Origin of the sequence: Deefgea rivuli DSM 18356 (assembly GCF_000620145.1) — a bacterium.
GTDB classification, from domain to species: Bacteria; Pseudomonadota; Gammaproteobacteria; order Burkholderiales; family Chitinibacteraceae; genus Deefgea; species Deefgea rivuli.
In genome coordinates, this window is the sequence record NZ_KK211083.1 from 165416 (window position 1) to 181995 (window position 16580).

The 16580-nt window shown below is 50.6% G+C and carries 17 protein-coding genes; 9 read left to right on the forward strand and 8 right to left on the reverse strand.

From position 1 onward, the window contains the following. Nucleotides 1-27 precede the first annotated feature (27 nt). Complete coding sequence (gene ccmA, locus Q320_RS20250; protein ID WP_084282703.1) at nucleotides 28-714, reverse strand: cytochrome c biogenesis heme-transporting ATPase CcmA; 687 nt, start codon at nucleotides 712-714, stop codon at nucleotides 28-30. 279 nt (nucleotides 715-993) lie between these two features. Between ccmA and moaA the strand changes: the two genes are divergently transcribed. The 7 genes from moaA (at nucleotide 994) to moaC (ending at nucleotide 8109) form a co-directional block, all read left to right on the forward strand. Then, nucleotides 994-2001 (forward strand): GTP 3',8-cyclase MoaA, encoded by a 1008-nt coding sequence (gene moaA, locus Q320_RS0115725; RefSeq protein ID WP_027469781.1) that lies wholly within the window; start codon nucleotides 994-996, stop codon nucleotides 1999-2001. Between the two features lie 1020 nt (nucleotides 2002-3021). Next, nucleotides 3022-3819, forward strand: coding sequence for a hypothetical protein (locus Q320_RS0115730; RefSeq protein WP_156939092.1), 798 nt, complete (start codon nucleotides 3022-3024; stop codon nucleotides 3817-3819). A 144-nt stretch (nucleotides 3820-3963) separates the two neighbouring features. After that, nucleotides 3964-4464 carry a molybdopterin-guanine dinucleotide biosynthesis protein B gene (mobB, locus tag Q320_RS0115735; protein WP_027469783.1) on the forward strand — a complete coding sequence of 167 codons (501 nt, stop codon included), beginning with the start codon at nucleotides 3964-3966 and terminating at the stop codon, nucleotides 4462-4464. A gap of 315 nt (nucleotides 4465-4779) precedes the next feature. After that, nucleotides 4780-6030 (forward strand): molybdopterin molybdotransferase MoeA, encoded by a 1251-nt coding sequence (locus tag Q320_RS0115740; protein WP_027469784.1) that lies wholly within the window; start codon nucleotides 4780-4782, stop codon nucleotides 6028-6030. Nucleotides 6031-6209: 179 nt separating this feature from the next. Next, nucleotides 6210-6458: a MoaD/ThiS family protein gene (locus Q320_RS0115745; protein ID WP_027469785.1), complete on the forward strand. Its 249-nt coding sequence runs from the start codon at nucleotides 6210-6212 to the stop codon at nucleotides 6456-6458. A 43-nt stretch (nucleotides 6459-6501) separates the two neighbouring features. Beyond that, nucleotides 6502-6951 carry a molybdopterin synthase catalytic subunit MoaE gene (moaE, locus tag Q320_RS0115750; protein WP_027469786.1) on the forward strand — a complete coding sequence of 150 codons (450 nt, stop codon included), beginning with the start codon at nucleotides 6502-6504 and terminating at the stop codon, nucleotides 6949-6951. A 57-nt stretch (nucleotides 6952-7008) separates the two neighbouring features. Next, nucleotides 7009-8109: a cyclic pyranopterin monophosphate synthase MoaC gene (gene moaC / locus Q320_RS22285; protein WP_084282706.1), complete on the forward strand. Its 1101-nt coding sequence runs from the start codon at nucleotides 7009-7011 to the stop codon at nucleotides 8107-8109. A gap of 84 nt (nucleotides 8110-8193) precedes the next feature. Here moaC and Q320_RS0115760 read toward each other — a convergent pair whose 3' ends face one another. Further along, nucleotides 8194-8577 carry a SirB2 family protein gene (locus tag Q320_RS0115760; RefSeq protein WP_027469788.1) on the reverse strand — a complete coding sequence of 128 codons (384 nt, stop codon included), beginning with the start codon at nucleotides 8575-8577 and terminating at the stop codon, nucleotides 8194-8196. 90 nt (nucleotides 8578-8667) lie between these two features. On the opposite strand from Q320_RS0115760, the gene Q320_RS0115765 reads away from it, so the two are divergent. Continuing rightward, nucleotides 8668-9405 (forward strand): pseudouridine synthase, encoded by a 738-nt coding sequence (locus Q320_RS0115765; protein ID WP_035854013.1) that lies wholly within the window; start codon nucleotides 8668-8670, stop codon nucleotides 9403-9405. Between the two features lie 127 nt (nucleotides 9406-9532). Continuing rightward, a complete protein-coding gene (locus Q320_RS0115770; RefSeq protein ID WP_027469790.1) occupies nucleotides 9533-10273 on the forward strand; it encodes a TlyA family RNA methyltransferase in 741 nt (246 codons plus the stop codon). Nucleotides 10274-10424: 151 nt separating this feature from the next. Here the strand turns inward: Q320_RS0115770 and Q320_RS20255 are convergent, their stop codons facing one another. From Q320_RS20255 to Q320_RS0115800, 6 genes are all read right to left on the reverse strand, one after another. Next, the gene (locus Q320_RS20255) at nucleotides 10425-11486 is read right to left on the reverse strand and encodes a phospholipase A (RefSeq protein WP_051534824.1); all 1062 of its coding nucleotides are present in this window, start codon (nucleotides 11484-11486) and stop codon (nucleotides 10425-10427) included. A 62-nt stretch (nucleotides 11487-11548) separates the two neighbouring features. Beyond that, complete coding sequence (locus Q320_RS0115780; RefSeq protein ID WP_027469791.1) at nucleotides 11549-12112, reverse strand: hypothetical protein; 564 nt, start codon at nucleotides 12110-12112, stop codon at nucleotides 11549-11551. A 26-nt stretch (nucleotides 12113-12138) separates the two neighbouring features. Further along, on the reverse strand, nucleotides 12139-13779 hold the full coding sequence (locus Q320_RS0115785) for a complex I subunit 5 family protein (RefSeq protein ID WP_027469792.1): 1641 nt from the start codon (nucleotides 13777-13779) through the stop codon (nucleotides 12139-12141). Then, a complete protein-coding gene (locus Q320_RS0115790) occupies nucleotides 13776-15296 on the reverse strand; it encodes a complex I subunit 5 family protein (RefSeq protein ID WP_051534825.1) in 1521 nt (506 codons plus the stop codon). Before Q320_RS0115790 ends, Q320_RS0115785 begins: the two co-directional genes overlap by 4 nt. Next, entirely contained in the window at nucleotides 15296-15634 is a 339-nt protein-coding gene (locus Q320_RS0115795; RefSeq protein ID WP_027469794.1) for an NADH-quinone oxidoreductase subunit K, read from the reverse strand. The genes Q320_RS0115790 and Q320_RS0115795 overlap by 1 nt, the downstream gene beginning before the upstream one ends. Next, nucleotides 15631-16572, reverse strand: coding sequence for a hydrogenase subunit MbhD domain-containing protein (locus Q320_RS0115800; protein WP_051534826.1), 942 nt, complete (start codon nucleotides 16570-16572; stop codon nucleotides 15631-15633). The genes Q320_RS0115795 and Q320_RS0115800 overlap by 4 nt, the downstream gene beginning before the upstream one ends. Between the last annotated feature and the right edge of the window lie 8 nt (nucleotides 16573-16580).

The window sequence follows — 16580 nt, forward strand, 5'->3', positions numbered from 1 at the left end:
GCGAAGTAAGCTTGTTTTGGAGAAGCATTATTTGGATTCCGCCATAGAAGCCTTCAGCTGTTTTAGGTGTTGTTCGTGCCTTTCGTTGACTAATGTTTTTGAACTTAAATCCAGCTCGATAATATGATGTATTGCCTCAGGAAGCTTCTGGTGCGATGTGAAGATGGCAATACCCCCATTAGCGCAGTGTTCAGCAATCCAGCCACCAAGCTGTTCCTGTGCCGTGGCATCCAGCGCCACAAACGGCTCGTCGAGCAGCCACAGCGGGCGGGGAGTCACGAGTAATCTGGCGAGCGCGGCGCGGCGGGCTTGGCCTTGCGACAAGCTCCGCACCGGTAAATCGCATTGCCGTGCCAAACCGACTTGTGCCAATGCGTTCAAAATCGCGGCTTCAGAGAGCGGATTACCCGCTAACTTCGCCGCCAAATGCAGATTATCAAACGGGCTGAGCAGCGCTTTCAGTGCGTCTTTGTGGCCGAGGTAATGCAATTGCGCATAATAATCATCACCCCGCGCCGCAATATTTTGCTCTTGCCAGCAGATTTCGCCCTGCTGCGGCTGCGTGAGGCCAGCGAGTAATTTAAGTAAGGTCGTTTTACCCACGCCATTTTCGCCGCGTAAATGCACGCAATCACCCGCTTGCAGTGTCAGCGACAGCGCAGAAAACAGCGGGCGATCCCCGCGTTGTGCGGCAAGATGGGTGATTGAAAGCATGCTTGTCAGTATACGGTGCGAGCCACAGCGACGGCGGGTATTTGGTTCTAGCTGTGGCTAACTAAAAAGAGGTAGTCCTTAATGCAACAGGCATGAAGGGGGATTTCTTTTATAGTGGGAGGTGCTGTCTTATTCCAGTAGCCGCGCAGTGCATTGCGTCGGATGTGGCCTCGATGCTGTTAGATTTGCTTGTAGAGTACGACTAAGCTTGCATAGATCCGTTAAATTGAGTGCTAAAAACAGTTTTTGGGCGTCCGCCCGTAGTTGCACAAGGAAGCCATGTTCACCTCCACCGCTAAGCCACCAGATCGGGTTTTAGAAGATAGATACGGCCGCGCCATTCGCTATTTGCGGCTGTCGGTGACCGATCGCTGCGATTTGCGTTGCAGCTATTGCCTGCCCAAAGGCTTTGACGGTTACGAAGAACCTAAAAACTGGCTTAACTTCGATGAAATGACGCGATTAGTCGGCATTTTCGCGAAAGCTGGTGTGTCACGCGTGCGTTTGACCGGCGGTGAGCCTTTATTGCGCAAAAACCTGCCCGAACTCGCAGCGCGTTTGGCCGCTCTGCCCGGTATTGAAGACCTTTCCTTATCGACCAATGCCACGCAGCTGGTTAAGCACGCGCCTGCGCTCAAAGCCGCTGGCGTAAAACGTATCAATGTTAGCCTCGATTCGCTGGATAAAGGCTGTATCACCACCATCACCGGCCGCGATAGTTTTGACGCGATTATGGCTGGCATTATGGCCGGTAAAGCCGCAGGATTTGCACCGATTAAACTGAATATGGTCGCCATGCGCGGCGTGAACGAGCACGAAATCAACCGTATGGTCGCCTTCTGCCTCGAAAATGACTTTATCTTGCGCCTGATCGAAGCGATGCCGATGGGCGATACCGGCCGCAATACGCAGTATCTCGATTTAAATCCGGTGCGCGAGCAATTGGTGCAGCAATTTGGCCTGATCCCCGAAGTGCTCGAACTTGGCGGCGGCCCAGCGCGCTATTGGCAAACGGCGGATGGCAGCGGCCGAGTTGGCTTTATTACGCCAATTTCGCAGCATTTCTGCGCAACGTGCAACCGCGTGCGCTTGGCCGTTGATGGCACTTTGTATATGTGTCTCGGCCAAGAAGAAAAATTCGAATTTGCGCCTTTATTGCGAGGAGGGGCTTCGGATTCTGAAATCCTTGCCGCGTTGAAAGAAGCGATTGAGCTGAAACCCGAAAGGCACGAATTTAAAGAGCAACCGGGCAAGATTATTCGGTTTATGTCGCAGACGGGTGGCTAGGTATTGGCGTCCTCGTCATTCCGGCGAAGGCCGGAATCCAGTGGCGATGGTGATTCAGGTACGTAGGGTGCAATAAGCAAAGCGCATTGCACCGGTTGAGTTGTGCGTAGGTCGGATGAGCCGAAGGCGTTATCCGACTCAAAATTGATAAGTGTTTAATCAGTAGTGATTTGATGATGCGGGGTCGCGCTAATGCCGCGCGGCACTTACTTTTCTTGAACGGCCAAGAAAAGTAAGCAAAAGAAGGCCGCCCCAGTATTTCGTCGTCGCTACGCGCCGATGCCCTCGCTGTGGACAATCGAGGCGGTTGCGCTCAAAACTCGTTCGGCCTCAAAGACAAAAGCATCGGCCTCGCTCAAACATTGATCGCAAAAACCCCGCCCCGCTTGTTCCTCACTCGGCGAAATACGGGGGATTTTGCGTAGATCGACGATGTTTGTTCTGATTGAACATCGTGCTGTTTATTGTTGTGTAGGGCGGGTTAGTTTTATCAACCCGCGTGGATTTTGCTTGTTGATATCGGACTCAAATTGGCGGCTTACGCTTTTGGCTGATTAGTCCTACGATGTTAATGTATTTGATTGTAGCCCTTTGTTTCTAATACTTATAAGGCAATACATCGACTTTATTTGAAACGTCGTTGAGCTACGCGAGATCCCTTGCATCGCGCCGAGCGAGGTGACGCCAAAGCTTAGCGGGATGTTTTTCCCCGCTTAGCGACGCGGGATCCCATTTTCGGGGAACAAGCGGCAAGGGGGTTTCGGCGGGGTCTGTTTTGTTAAACCCCGCCGCCTTGCCGATTGTCCGTAGCGCAGCCCATGGCCTTAGGCCAGAATCCGGCGTAGCCGGAGGCAGATGCGGGGTCGACAACTTAATTTCCTTGATGAGCTAGTAAGTTCTGCGGAGCAGAGTCGCTGACGATGCGTTAGTATATAAATTAAATTAGTATTTTAGATTTTGCATTCGAGTCAGATTTTACAATCCTTAATGCGGAATCAGATTATTTTTCAAGGATTTGTAGTGATAAAGTTTACGCTTATAGAGAATGCACTAGATTCAATTGAACTTGGTATGGAGTATTTGACAAAAGCAGGCGTTGATGGGAACGCAAGTGCTTACAAACATGCTCTTTTGTGTTTGTTTCAAGGTGCTGAGCTTCTATTAAAAGAGACACTAGTTATTGTAGATCCAATAATAATCTTTGACAAAAACTCTTTGTTTAAGTATTGCAAGTCACCTTTGAGGCCAGAGATCGAAGAACTATATAATTGCCGTTCTATTGATACTTCTGGAGTTTGTGAGGAGTTAAGGAAATATCATCCAAATTGCTTTTCAAATTCTAGTATTACCACCTTGAAATCTGTTGCCAAAGAAAGAAACAAAATTCAGCATTTTGCCATTCAGATAAATCTATCTGATTTAATGGAAAAATTGTTGAGACTATATTTCCTATTGATGAAGCCTGCATTTTCTATTGTGATCGAGAATAGAAAAAATGGTTTAGAAACTAATCGCCTTGATTTCGAAGTTGTGTGCGAAAGAATTTCGTCATTTGAGAGGAAGTTTCTTCACTCAAAAATGAAAGATGAATTTACTACAGGTTGTTGTGCAAAATGCGGGAAATTTAGTTTCTTTATTTTGTATGATGGTGAAAGTTTCCCTACTCATTGTTATTGTACTTCATGTGGATATGAAGTACGGGATAAAGAGCCATGGGAGTATGAAACTTGTCCTGATTGCGGTATAGGATCTTTATATTATGATGAGGAATTAAAAGGCGGTGTATGTGTTTGCCATAAATGTGCGAATTCATTATAGGGTGTTGTCGTTGAAATGGCTCCGTGTGTAACTTGTAGTGGCTATAAAATTGAAGATTTTTGTTCTGAATGCGATTCCAAAGATGCATAGGGCATATGATTAATAAGTTTGAATAAAACAGATATAAAATAATTTAAATTAAAAATGACTCACATCCTCGCCATCACCGGCTATTCCGGGTCCGGTAAAACCACCCTCATCGAAGCATTACTCCCTGAGTTAAATAAACTTGGTTGGCGGGTGAATGTGATTAAGCATTCGCACCACGATTTGGAGCTAGAGCCGCCGCGTAAAGATAGTGCTCGGTTTCGCGCTGCGGGTGCAGGCGAGGTGATGGTGGTTTCTCCGTTTCGCTATGCGATTGTGCATGAATTGCGCGGCGCGGCGGAGCCTACGCTGGCAGAGCAGATTGCGCGGCTGGCACCGGCGGATTTGACCTTGCTGGAAGGCTTTAAATCGGCAGAAATTCCTAAGATTGAAATCTGGCGCGCAGCGAATGGTAAGCCGCTGTTGTATCCAGATGATGCCAGTATTATCGCCATAGCTACAGATAGCATGGCTCAGCAAGCAATACCCTTTCTGGATCTAAATGATGTGCCAGCGCTGGCGCGGTTTGTTTATGATTTTTTTGCTAAAAAACCGTAGTCCACGAAAAACACGAAAAACACGAAAAACACGAAAAACACGAAAGGTACGAAAATTTTCTTATTCGGCGACGAGTTTGGCGTATAGGATTTGGTGCATATTAACTTCCCAATATTGGCGTCATTCCCGCGAAGGCGGGAATCCAGCGGCGTTGCTGGATCCCCGATAAAAGCATTCGGGGATGACGGTTTTGTTGAGCTTGGCATTTCGGAAGCTTATTTCTAGCCTGATTTTTATTGCCTTTGTTCGTGTTTTTCGTGCCTTTCGTGGACTTCGGTTTTGATTTTATTGACTTCATTTTTTTGTAAGGCTCGCATGCTTGATTTTGATACCGCGCTGGCTCATCTGTTGGCTGCCGCACGCCGAATTACTGATGTTGAAACCGTGCCGCTGCTCTCCGCTAACGGTCGGGTGTTGGCTGCCGATGTGATCGCGCCGATTGATGTTCCCGGTTTTGATAACAGCGCGATGGATGGTTACGCGCTGCATATCGCTGATTTTGCCGCGCCACCGACGGATTTCATCATTAGCCAGCGGATTGCGGCGGGCGAGGTGGGTACAAGTTTGGCTGCGGGTGAAGCGGCAAGGATTTTTACTGGCGCGCCAATTCCGGCTGGCGCAAATGCGGTGGCAATGCAGGAGGTGTGCAGCGTGGTGGAGGGGCGTGTTATGGTGAATCCCCCTCACCCCTTACCCTCTCCCGCAGGGGGCGAGGGGGATGAGCAGCGCCTGCGGCGCGATTTTATTTGTGCGGGCGCGAATATCCGCCGTGCCGGTGAAGACATCGCGGCACAAGCTGTGGTGCTCGCGAAGGGAACGCGCTTGGGCGCGGCTGAAATCGGTTTGGCGGCATCAATCGGCATGCCGACATTGAGCGTGGTGCGACCACTCAAAGTGGCGCTGCTCAGTACCGGCGACGAGCTGGTCGAGCCGGGGTCGGCTTTGAGCGCGGGGCAGATTTATAACTCGAATCGTTATGCGATCCATACTTTGCTGCAAAGTTTGGGCTGCATCGTAACTGATTTTGGCATTGTGGCGGATGATAAAGAGGCAACGATTGCGCTATTAGAAAAAGCCGCCGCCGAACATGATGTGGTGATGACGTCGGGTGGGGTATCGGTCGGCGAAGAAGATCATGTAAGGGTTGCGGTTGAATACCTAGGTATTCTGAATTTATGGAAAATCGCCATGAAGCCGGGCAAACCATTCGCGCATGGTCGGATCGGCGAGGCGGATTTTATTGGTTTGCCGGGTAATCCGGTGTCGAGCTTTGTGACTTTTCTGATGTTGGTGCGGCCGTTCTTGTTGGCGCGACAAGGTGTCGCAGCGCTTGAACCTGTGCGTTTGCCGTTGATTGCTGCATTTGACTGGAAAAAAGCCGGAGATCGCCGTGAATTCTTGCGCGTTCGGCTCAATAGTGCAGGGCAAGTTGAGCTATTTCCGCGCCAAGGCTCAGGCTTGTTGATGTCTATGGTGTGGAGCGATGGTTTGGTCGACTTGGCGGCGGGCGACACAGTTGCGGTGGGTGATGTGGTGTCGTATTTGCCTTTATCGGCTCTGCTTTAAGTACGGTATGTATAAAGTTATTTACACAAGAAATCATCAATTTGTCATTCCGGCGAAGGCCGGAATCCAGCTGCAATGGAGATTTTACCTTCGCTCTGGATACCGGCTTTCGCCGGTATGACGATCTAAATGAATGTTTTTTAAGCTGTGTTGATGCTTATTAGCTTTAAGGATAAACAATGATTTCAGTGGTCTATTTTGCACGATTAAAAGAACTGTTCGGCGTTGCCGAGGAAGTGATCACAGCCACACCTGCAACAGTCGCCGATTTGATTGCGTTGCTCGTCGCGCGCGGTGGCGTGTGGGCGGAGGAGTTGGCTGCGGGTAAAGTGTTTCGCGTGGCGATTAATCAAGACATGGCGCAGCTTAGCGATGTGATTCCAGATAACGCTGAAGTCGCGATTTTTCCGCCAGTGACTGGCGGTTAAGGTGGTGGCGCATAAGCAATTGGTAAAAGCTGAGGATGTGGCAATGGACTTGATTCAGGTTCAAACGGATGACTTTGATGTCGCGCTAGAATATGCGCGTTTAGTGGGTAATCCGGCAATCGGTGCGGTGGTGATGTTTGTTGGGCGGGTGCGTGATTTGAATCCAGAGCCCGAATTGATCGCACTCGAATTAGAGCATTATCCCAAAATGACTGAGCGGGCTTTGCTGCAGATTGTGCAAGATGCGCGCACGCGCTGGCCGTTGGATGCGGTGACGCTGATTCACCGCGTTGGCCCTTTGCATCCCGCCGAACAAATTGTATTAGTTTTGACCGCTAGCGCGCATCGGCATGCTGCATACGCAGCAAATGCGTATATCATGGATTACTTAAAGACTGAGGCGCCGTTTTGGAAGAAGGAGCGAACTTCAAGCCAGAGTGTTTGGCTGGATGCCCGCGAATCGGATCAAGCGGCTAGGCAACGTTGGGAATGACGTGATGCACGTCGGCGCGCAGATTAAGACGCGTTGGCAAGCAGATGGAGTGGATTGATGATTGTTGATGCGGTGATTCTGGCGGGCGGTGAAGGCCGCAGAATGGACGGGCGCGATAAGGGCTTGGTCGAGTTATCGGGCCGGCCTTTGGTCGAGTGGTGCTTGGAGGGCGTGCAGCGCCAATCGGTGCCGGTGGATCATATTATTATTTCGGCCAACCGCAATTTGCCCGATTATGCCCGCTACGGTTATGCGGTGTTGCGCGATGTGTATCCGAGCAATCCTGGCCCATTGGCGGGAATTCATTCGGCGTTTTTGGCGTCGCCTGCTGAAATGCTCTTGGTGCTGCCTTGCGATTTGCCTTTTGTGCCGCATGATTTATTGCTGCAATTGCGCGGCGCTTTGGCCAATTCCAGTGCCGATGCCGCAGTCGCCAAAACGGCAGATGGGCGAATTCATCCGACGATTTGCCTGCTACGCCGCAGCGCGATGCCGTCTTTGCTGGAGCATTTATCCAGTAATCGACTCAAAATGCTCGATTGGCTGGCCAGTATCAACGCGGTGCAAGTGACGTTTGCCGATGGTAGCTTCCCTAATTTGAATACCAGCGATGATTTAGCGGGCTTGGCGGCGCGATTGTCCGGTGTTGAGGCGATCCCCGTTGCCGGTGGTCTGACGCATTTTAATAGTGCGGGTGAAGCGCATATGGTGGATGTTGGGCAAAAAGCCGATACGCATCGCATTGCGACGGCGCAGGGCGAGATTCGGATGTTGTCTGATACGCTCAAATTGATTGAAGACGGCAATAATAAAAAGGGTGATGTGCTGGGCGTGGCGCGGATTGCTGCGATTATGGCCGCGAAAAAAACTAGCGATTTAATCCCGCTATGCCATCCTTTGCCGCTGACCAAAGTGAGTGTCGACTTTACGATTGACCGCGTGAAATCAACGGTGCGCTGTATTGTGACGTGCGAAACTCAGGGTAAAACCGGCATCGAAATGGAAGCGCTTACCGCAGTCAATATCGGCCTATTAACGATTTACGATATGTGCAAAGCCGTCGATAAAGGCATGGTGATGACCGATATTCGCCTGATGGAAAAAATCGGCGGTAAGTCGGGGCATTGGGAAGCAGCGAGTGAAATCTTGAAAATTTAGTATGGGCGTTTTAACGCGCCCGCGATGTATCACATGCTGAATGTCATTGAATGAGCCTCGAAAGAGGCTCTGTTCAATTGTTCATTATGCCCAAGGGATTGGGCTTTTTGTTATCGCTACGGCAATCATATAGCCAAACGTACAGAGCGCGGCAACAAAAGCCGTGGCGCGGATTGGGTAGGTTTTACCGCGTTTAATTGCAATCGTCCCTAGTGCAATGTACACCACCAGCGCAATCAATTTGGCCATAATCCACGGCGTTTCGCTGGGTTTTAAGCCACTTAATACCGCCAAACTCACGCCCGCAATGAGTAAACAGGTGTCGACAATATGCGGCGCAATTTTGAGTGTTTTCATTTGCAATGCCGCTGATTGCTTGAGCATCAAGATGCCGCGTAACAAAAAAAGCACGCCAGAAAGGGCGACTAAGCTTAAGTGTAAATGCTTAATTCCGAAGTAATATTCCATGCTTTTGTCTCGATGTGATGAATAGGTCTTATGCCTAGACGATTAAAACAGTAAAATGTTGCATTGTCGGCCTTAAATGTAGAAAAAACCATGGAAGAACCTCTTCGCTTATCCAAACGCATGGCTGAACTCGGCCTGTGCTCGCGTCGCGAGGCCGATGAATATATTTCCCGTGGCTGGGTTTTGGTCGATGGCCAAGTCATCGACGTGCTGGGTACCAAAGTATTACCTAGTCAAAATATCGAGCTGCACAAATTTGCAATGCAAGTGCAAGCAGGTCGCGCAACGATCATTATTAATAAGCCTGTCGGCTATGTTTCGGGTCAAGCCGAAGATGGTTACGAGCCTGCGGTAGTGTTGTTCAAGCCAGAAAATCATTGGGTGGGCGACACCAGCGGGATTCCGTTTTCGCCCGTGCATTACCAAGGCCTTGCGCCTGCGGGTCGCTTGGATATTGATTCGGTTGGGCTTTTAGTGCTGACGCAAGACGGCGTGGTCGCCAAAACGCTGATTGGCGAAAATTCGCAAGTTGAAAAAGAATATCTGGTACGCGTACAGGGGCATCTGAAATCGGATGGGCTGCGTTTGCTCAATCACGGTCTGGAACTCGACGGCGCACGCCTGAAACCCGCGCGTGTTTGGTGGCAAAATACCGATCAACTGCGCTTTATTTTGCGCGAAGGTAAAAAACGTCAAATCCGCCGCATGTGTGAAATGGTCGGCTTGGAAGTGGTCGGCCTGCAACGGATTCGCGTGGGCCGCATTATGCTCGGCGATTTGCCGCGCGGGCAGTGGCGCTATTTGGGGCCGGATGAGTCCTTCATTTGATTTGAAATGGCGCTGGTTTTGTTCGCTTTTTTAGACTGCCGCGCTATTTTCAATTTTAACGATCTAGATCGCCCTCTCTGTTGAGAGGGCGTCTTTTTTTAATGGTTATTTTTCAGGGATAAAGCGCATGCGTGCAGATCTTTGGCTGGTTGAACTCGGTTTGGCCAGTTCGCGTACCGCCGCGCAGACGATGATTTTGGCGGGGCGGGTGTTGGTCGATGGTCAAGCGATCAGCAAAGTCGCGGCCAAAGTGGCACCGGCTTCGGAGATCAGCGTAATTCCTGATGAGCTAGATCGTTATGTGTCGCGTGGTGGTTTGAAGCTCGCGGGTGCTTTGGCAGCGGCTGAGTTGGACGTTACTGGCATGTTGGTGCTCGATGTCGGGATTTCGACGGGAGGATTTACCGATTGCCTATTGCAGTCAGGCGCGCGCCGCGTCGTAGGTGTTGAAGTGGGTCATGATCAATTGCATCCACGCTTGTTGGCTGATTCACGGGTGACGCAATTTGAGGGCATCAACGCGCGGCATTTGACCTTGGACATGATTGCGCCTGCGCTGGATGCGCCAATTGATGTGTTGGTCGGCGATATTTCGTTTATTTCTTTGACTTTGGTTTTGCCCGCATTGCGTTCAGTTTTACCTGTTGGCGGACGACTCTTGTTTTTGGTGAAGCCGCAATTTGAGCTAGGGCCGCAGGCTTTGGGTAAAGGTGGCATTGTACGCGATGAGAGTTTGTATCCGCAGGTCGAAGAAAAAATCCGTATTGCTGCAATGGCAGCGGGTTTTGAGGTGATGAGTTATTTTGCCAGCCCGATTGCGGGTGGCGATGGGAACCGAGAGTTCTTTATTTATGCACTTGCGGTTTGATGATGGGTATATTGATCTAGGCTTGATTAATAAAGCGCTGTATTGATATACCTATTGATGCTATCTTTGTAGAAATGGCTTCGCGATTTAGTATTAAATCGCGAAGCCAATCAATCATACGGCCGTTTTCACGGCTGAATATCTTGAATATTTAGAACCCATCGTTCAATGCAAAGCCTGCGCCGATGGTATTTTGGCGCCAGTTGTAATCAATCAAGGTCTCGCCATAGCCAGTGAAGCCTTGCACATAGGCGCGTAGCGGGCCGATGACAGGTGGCGAGTACCAGCCGACTTGCAGCGAGCCTTTGCCTGTTTTCAAATTGCCACGCGCTAGGCCAGTAAAGCTATGACCTTTCCAGCGGTAAACCGCATTGAGCTGGCCGTGGCCGTAGTAGTCGAGGATGGTTGCATTTTCATCGACGTCATCGCTTTCTGGGATGCGATACCAGGCTTTACCGTAGATAGCGAAGTTACCATTGTCGATCCCCACCTCAGCAAAGAGTCGATCCCAACTGCGCGAAATGGTTTCAGTGCGGCCATTGGATTGATGCGTGTAGCCCGCATTGAGTAGTCGCCATTTAAATCCTGCGCCTAAGTCCACATCGGGACGGAAGCTAACGATTAGCTCTGGCATGTAATTGGTTTCGCGGAAAGGACGAGATTCTTCTTCGTTGTAGACTTGCCAATGATTATTTTGCGTGTACGCGCCCCAGATACCCCAACGGCGGTCATCGGTAGTCCAGAGTCGACCTTTAAAACTGAGCTGAAATTTGGCTTCGACTTTGTCTAAGTCGACCGTTTTATCAGCGTGCAGCACTTGATACGGTGCATCATTTGGATTGTCCGAGTAGCGACCTAGTAGTAGATAGTTAGAGTGATACATACCAAGGCTATAACGATCCGAGGCCGGATTAAAGCCCCATGCGGCATCGATGATGGAGTCTGAATTACTGCTGGTGCTGCTTGCGGGCGCAGTGCTTGTCGCCATCGTCTCTGTTGGCGTAGTGCTAGCGGTGGTGGTTGCGGCTTGAACGGGCTCGGTTGCGGTGTTGCTTGGTGCGCTAAAGCCGCTGGCTAGATCGTAGCAGGCTAGTCGCTGTGCGCTGTCGCTTATGCTACGGCAATTTGCATCGGCTAACGCGGCGTTGCCGCTTAAACCAGCTGCTGCGACAAGAATCATCCGCAGGCCGATTGAGTGTTGAACGGGTTTCATTGTGATATCCATTGGTTGTAACGCTAAATTGACTGTGGAAATAGTGGCAAATCAATGGCGCCTTAGGCGCGCGTAGAGGATGCCGGATTGCTGACTGTTGCTTTGATCGTTATGTTTAAATTGCAAAGTTTTTGTAGTAATTTATGCCGACGAACTAGGGGCCAGCGGTCGTAAAGCAAAATCTCAATCGGCCGCCAGAGCGCGACCCAGCCAAAAATAATCAGGCTTTGTTCCAGTGTGCCAATGAAGCCCGAAGATGGAAATGAATTCATCAAGGTAATGCTCAGCAAGGTACACAACAGCATAATCATAAAGCCGAATAACAGGCCTTTATGGCCGAGGCGGCGCAATTCCTCAATGTCGCCGACTTGCTCTTGGGCACGTAATTGGAAATGATGCCGGATTGCTAACTCAAGCGGTTGGTTTTGCGTTTGTGCGATTTGATTCGGCGGTAAATAAATTAACAGTTCAATGTTTGATTGCGATGGCATTTTCTGACTGGCGCTTAGGATGTAACGCTCTGCATTGCGATCTAATTCGCGTTCGCGAAAAGGAGCAGGATCCAAACTATTAAATAATTGCTCAATACTATTAATGCAGAGTTCGATTGTTTCTGTGTTACTCATCGTTGTTTTCTCGTGTCGATTCGCTGTCAGATGCGGCCAATTAGGGTGATGGCGACGCCAAATAGTAGTAGCAAACTCAGTAAGGTGATTGTGGCCAGCGGCCAGCGCCCCAAGGCGGCATCCATTTTGACGAATGCAGTGCTAATGCCCTGTGCAGGGCGTGCCAGCACATTAAGCATGGCGCTGCCGATATCACCCGGCGTAATTTCTGGCACGCGTATTTTGATTCGAGATAATCCCAGCGCCAGCAAGGCACCCAATAAAATCGGCCATAGCGCTGACCAGATCGCATAGGGTTTAAAGGCATCGGCAATATTTTGTGAAGGGGCAAAACAATAAATTGCGACGGGAATCACTAAAGAAGCTAAAGCCAGTACCAACCAAGGCAATGATTTACCACGCGGCGCTATGGCTGCTGATTCGGGTAGGAAAGTAGTTGTGAGCGTGCGCAGGAAATGCAGCATTAAGAGCGTCGTCGCAACGGAAGACATTGTCGCCACGGTATAGGCCAAGCCATCGCCCATGATGTCTTTGGTCACCGATTTGGCGAGTGCGCCGCCAGTGAACGGCAGGCCGGCAATACTGAGCGCGATTAAAATCACCGGCGTAAAAACCAGCCAATAGCGTCGTAAACTGGTGGCCGCAATGACGCCAACTGCGAGAAATAGGCCACCTTTGGCGAGTACATGGCGAGCCGCATAAAATGCTGCCGCCAAGCGAGAGCTTTCATCTGCCACCATAATGCCCATGCCGATAATGGCAATGATAAAACCCATTTGGCTGACGCTGGAATAGGCCAGTATTGTTTTTGGATTGCGTTGTGTCAGCCCGATGACGACGCCATAGAGCGCGCCAAATAAACCAATTGCCGCCATTGCCATTCCCCAATCGGGTAATGCAATTTGTGGCAAAAAGCGGATTAATCCTAAGATGCTGGCTTTAATCACCGCGCCACTGACGACGGCCGCCACCGGAATCATCGCCACGGTATAGGCTTTGGGCATAAAAAAGTGCGTTGGCACTAAACCTGCCTTGATGCCGAAACCGATAAAGAGCAGCGCGAGGATGATGTTGCGCCAAGAGGAATCAGCCAATGCCAGCGCGGCATCGCTAATCCATAAGCTATTGTCTGGCGTGATTGAAGCCAGCAATACAAAAGCCAGCAGCAAGAAGGTCTCGGCAAATAAAGCAATGCCTAGGTAAATCATCGCGGCATTTTGTGAACGAGGCGTGCCGTCGAGCATCACCAGCGTGCTGGCACCAACACTCAGCAGCGCCAATAAACCATAAAAGCTCACCATATCAGCGGCTAAATAGACGCCCATGCAGCCTGTCAGCGTCATTAGCCAGCACACCGAAAAACGTCCTGCATCGACGCGGCCGCGCATTTCTGTAATCGCGTAAAAGCCAGCTGCAATCCATAAAATCGCCGCAGCACCGAGTAAAATTGCACCCGGCACATCAAGCGCAAAAGCGATGGGGATTCGTGCATTACCCAGTACTAAAGCCGGTGCATTAATGGAAAATAGCGCCGCCAATAAGGCGGGGAGGGCGGCATAAGGCAAGAGCCTCAACATATTTTCCCTGACACTACGCAGCGTGCAGGCTAGTAGTAAGGCCAGTGGTAAGCCAATGGTGAGAGCGATTAAAAACGTAGCGAGGGTCATGGTTGCACCATAGTGAAAGGGCGACCAATTTGTAGGATATCAACAGGCGAAAATGCCGCCAGCCCAAGTAAAAATGCGATAGAAGCCAAAGCGAGCACGGCGGCTTCACGGTAACGTGGCACGGCGATTTTTGGCGCGAGCGGCGCTTCAGTGAACAGCATGGCTTTTGCCAGCACGATAAACACATAGGTACTCGTGAGCAGCCCACCGATGAGCATTACCGCACCCCACCACCATTGACCCGTGGTCAGCGCAGCAGTGAGCAGCAACCATTTGGCTAAGAAGCCGCCTGTTGGTGGCAAGCCAATTAAAGACGCTCCGGCGAGTGCAAAAGCCAGCATCGTCATGGGTAATTGCCGCCCTACGCCGCGTAGATCGGCGATGCGATCATGCCCCAGCGTCGTGTAAATCAAGCCCGCCGCCATAAACATTGCCGCTTTCGCCGTAGCGTGTGAAATCACTTGCAGCATGCCGCCTATTTCTGCGGCAGCAGACGGTAGATGCATTGCAGTCAAACCCGCAGCCAGCGGAAACATTAAAAATAAGTAACCAATTTGCGCGACAGTGGAATACGCAATTAAGAGTTTGAGTCTCGTTTGGCGCAGTGCGACGATATTGCCGATGATAATCGCGCTCGCGCCTAAACCTGCCAGCAATTGCCCAGCCGCAGGGGTGATGATATTGGGCATCACATCCAGCCAGAGCCTGAGCAGTAAGAAGAACGAGCCTTTGACGACTAGCGCCGAAAGCACGGCGCTTGCACCGGCAGGCGCACCGGCATGTGCGGGTGGCAGCCATAAATGCAGTGGAAATAAAGCGGTTTTGGCCAGCAAACCGACGGTCATTAAGGCTGCTGCGGCAAACGCGGCGGGTTCTGGGCGTATCGCTTGAGCGAGTAATGCAATATCTAAAGTGCCGTAAGCGCCGTATAAAATCACCGCGCCGAGTAAATACAGCACCGAGCCAAGGAGTGCGAATAGTAGATAACGCAAAGCGGCTTGTAGTGTTTCAGCTTTACCGTCGAGGCAAACCAAAGGCACGCCTGCAAAGGTGAGTAATTCGAGCGCCACATAGAGAGTGAATAAATCACTGGCGAGAAATAAGAGATTGAGTGCTCCCCAAACCCCAAGCAGCAAAGTCCAAAACATCAAAGGTGCACGTGCTTCGGCTTGCTCGATTGGGGTTTGAAAGTCGGCACTAGCGAAGATGGAGACGGCGAAAAGGATGATTGCAGTGATGAGTAACATTGCGGCGGATAAGCCGTCGACATGCAGCGCGATGCCTAGCGGTGGCGCCCAAGCACCGAGTTGATAGCTTAAGGCTTGTCCGGATTGAATCAGCGTGTAAACAATCCCTGTATTTAGGCCTACTCCGATCAAAATAGAGCCAATAGCGATTCGCTGGGCTTGTTTACCACCGATTGCGAAGGCGAGCATCATGCCAATAAAGGGCAGCGTTAAAGCGAAAACAAGCAGCAAGTTTCCAGAGGAGCTGGCTTCGGGCAAATAATTTAGCATTATGACTCTGGTGGTGAGGAGGGCTGTTTGGGTTCAAGTGCGTCCAGTGTGGCCTGACCGGTGCTGGCGTAGAGGCGCAGTAGCAAAGCGACGGCTAGCGCTGTGGCAGAGAAGGCAACGACGATGCCGGTAATGACCAGTGCATGGGGCACAGGATCAACGGCCATTCCGGCCGCCGCACCACGCCGCGCGACAACACCGAATAAAAGAAAAATTCCGCTACCGATTAGGTTGAACGCCAGAATTTTTCGTAGTGGTTGCGGGTTAACGATAAAACCGTACAAACCAAGGCCAAACAGGATGGCACCGCATACGCCAAATAAGGTTGTAGTACTCATGTTTGCTCTTCCTGTTCAGCAATTCCTGCGACCAATAAAGCCAAGGTCACCGCAATCGATACCATTGATGCAAACTCAATAATGATGATTAAGGGCTTTGCAAAGCCTTCCGGATAGGCGAGGAAAGCCCCCGTTAGTGGTATACCAGCGAAGCCAATAATCAAAAACACAGCCGTACCTGTGAGTAAGGCTAGCCGTAGCCAGCGTTGGCTAGTTGGAGGTAGTTTGATCAGCCCAGCCATTAGCAGTAGTAAAGCCATTGCTGCTAGTAGCGTACCGGCTTGGAATTTACCGCCGGGTAAATCAGCGCCAACCCAAAGAATGTACACAGCGATTACGATGCCAATTGGTGGTAGCAAGCGCGCTAAATACGTCAGTATGCCATTTGGATCGCTCTTCGTTTGCTGGCCAGGTCGATTACCCCACAGATGATTGGGCGTGAGCGACCAAACGGCAATGAGCGCCAACATCAGCACGATGGCTTCTAATAAGGTATCGGCAGAGCGGAATGCCAGTAAAACGGCAGTAACAGGATTGCCAAGGCCGGTGCTTGGCATTTGCTCGAGGACTTGGGGGGCTAAGCTGTTTGGTGTTTCCGGTAGAGACAAGATCACAGCCACTAATGCTGCAGTCAGCGTGGCGCACAGTAGTGCAGCTCCAATGCGAATCGATAAGCGAGGATAGCGTGCTTGCGCTGCCGCCTCGGTTGGGCGTAAACGTACTGCCGCGCTAATCAGCAAAATACCGGATAAACCACCGCCGATGGCCGCTTCAGTCAAAGCGGCATCAATCGCATGGAGTCGCACCCAAACCAGAGATAGCAAAAGGCCATAAATGGCATAGCCAATCACAGCTGAGAATGTGTCGCGAACTGCAACGACCCAGAGGGCTAAGGCCAAGATTAAGATAAAAAGACTGCCATCAAAAAGCATTTCCATGACGATCT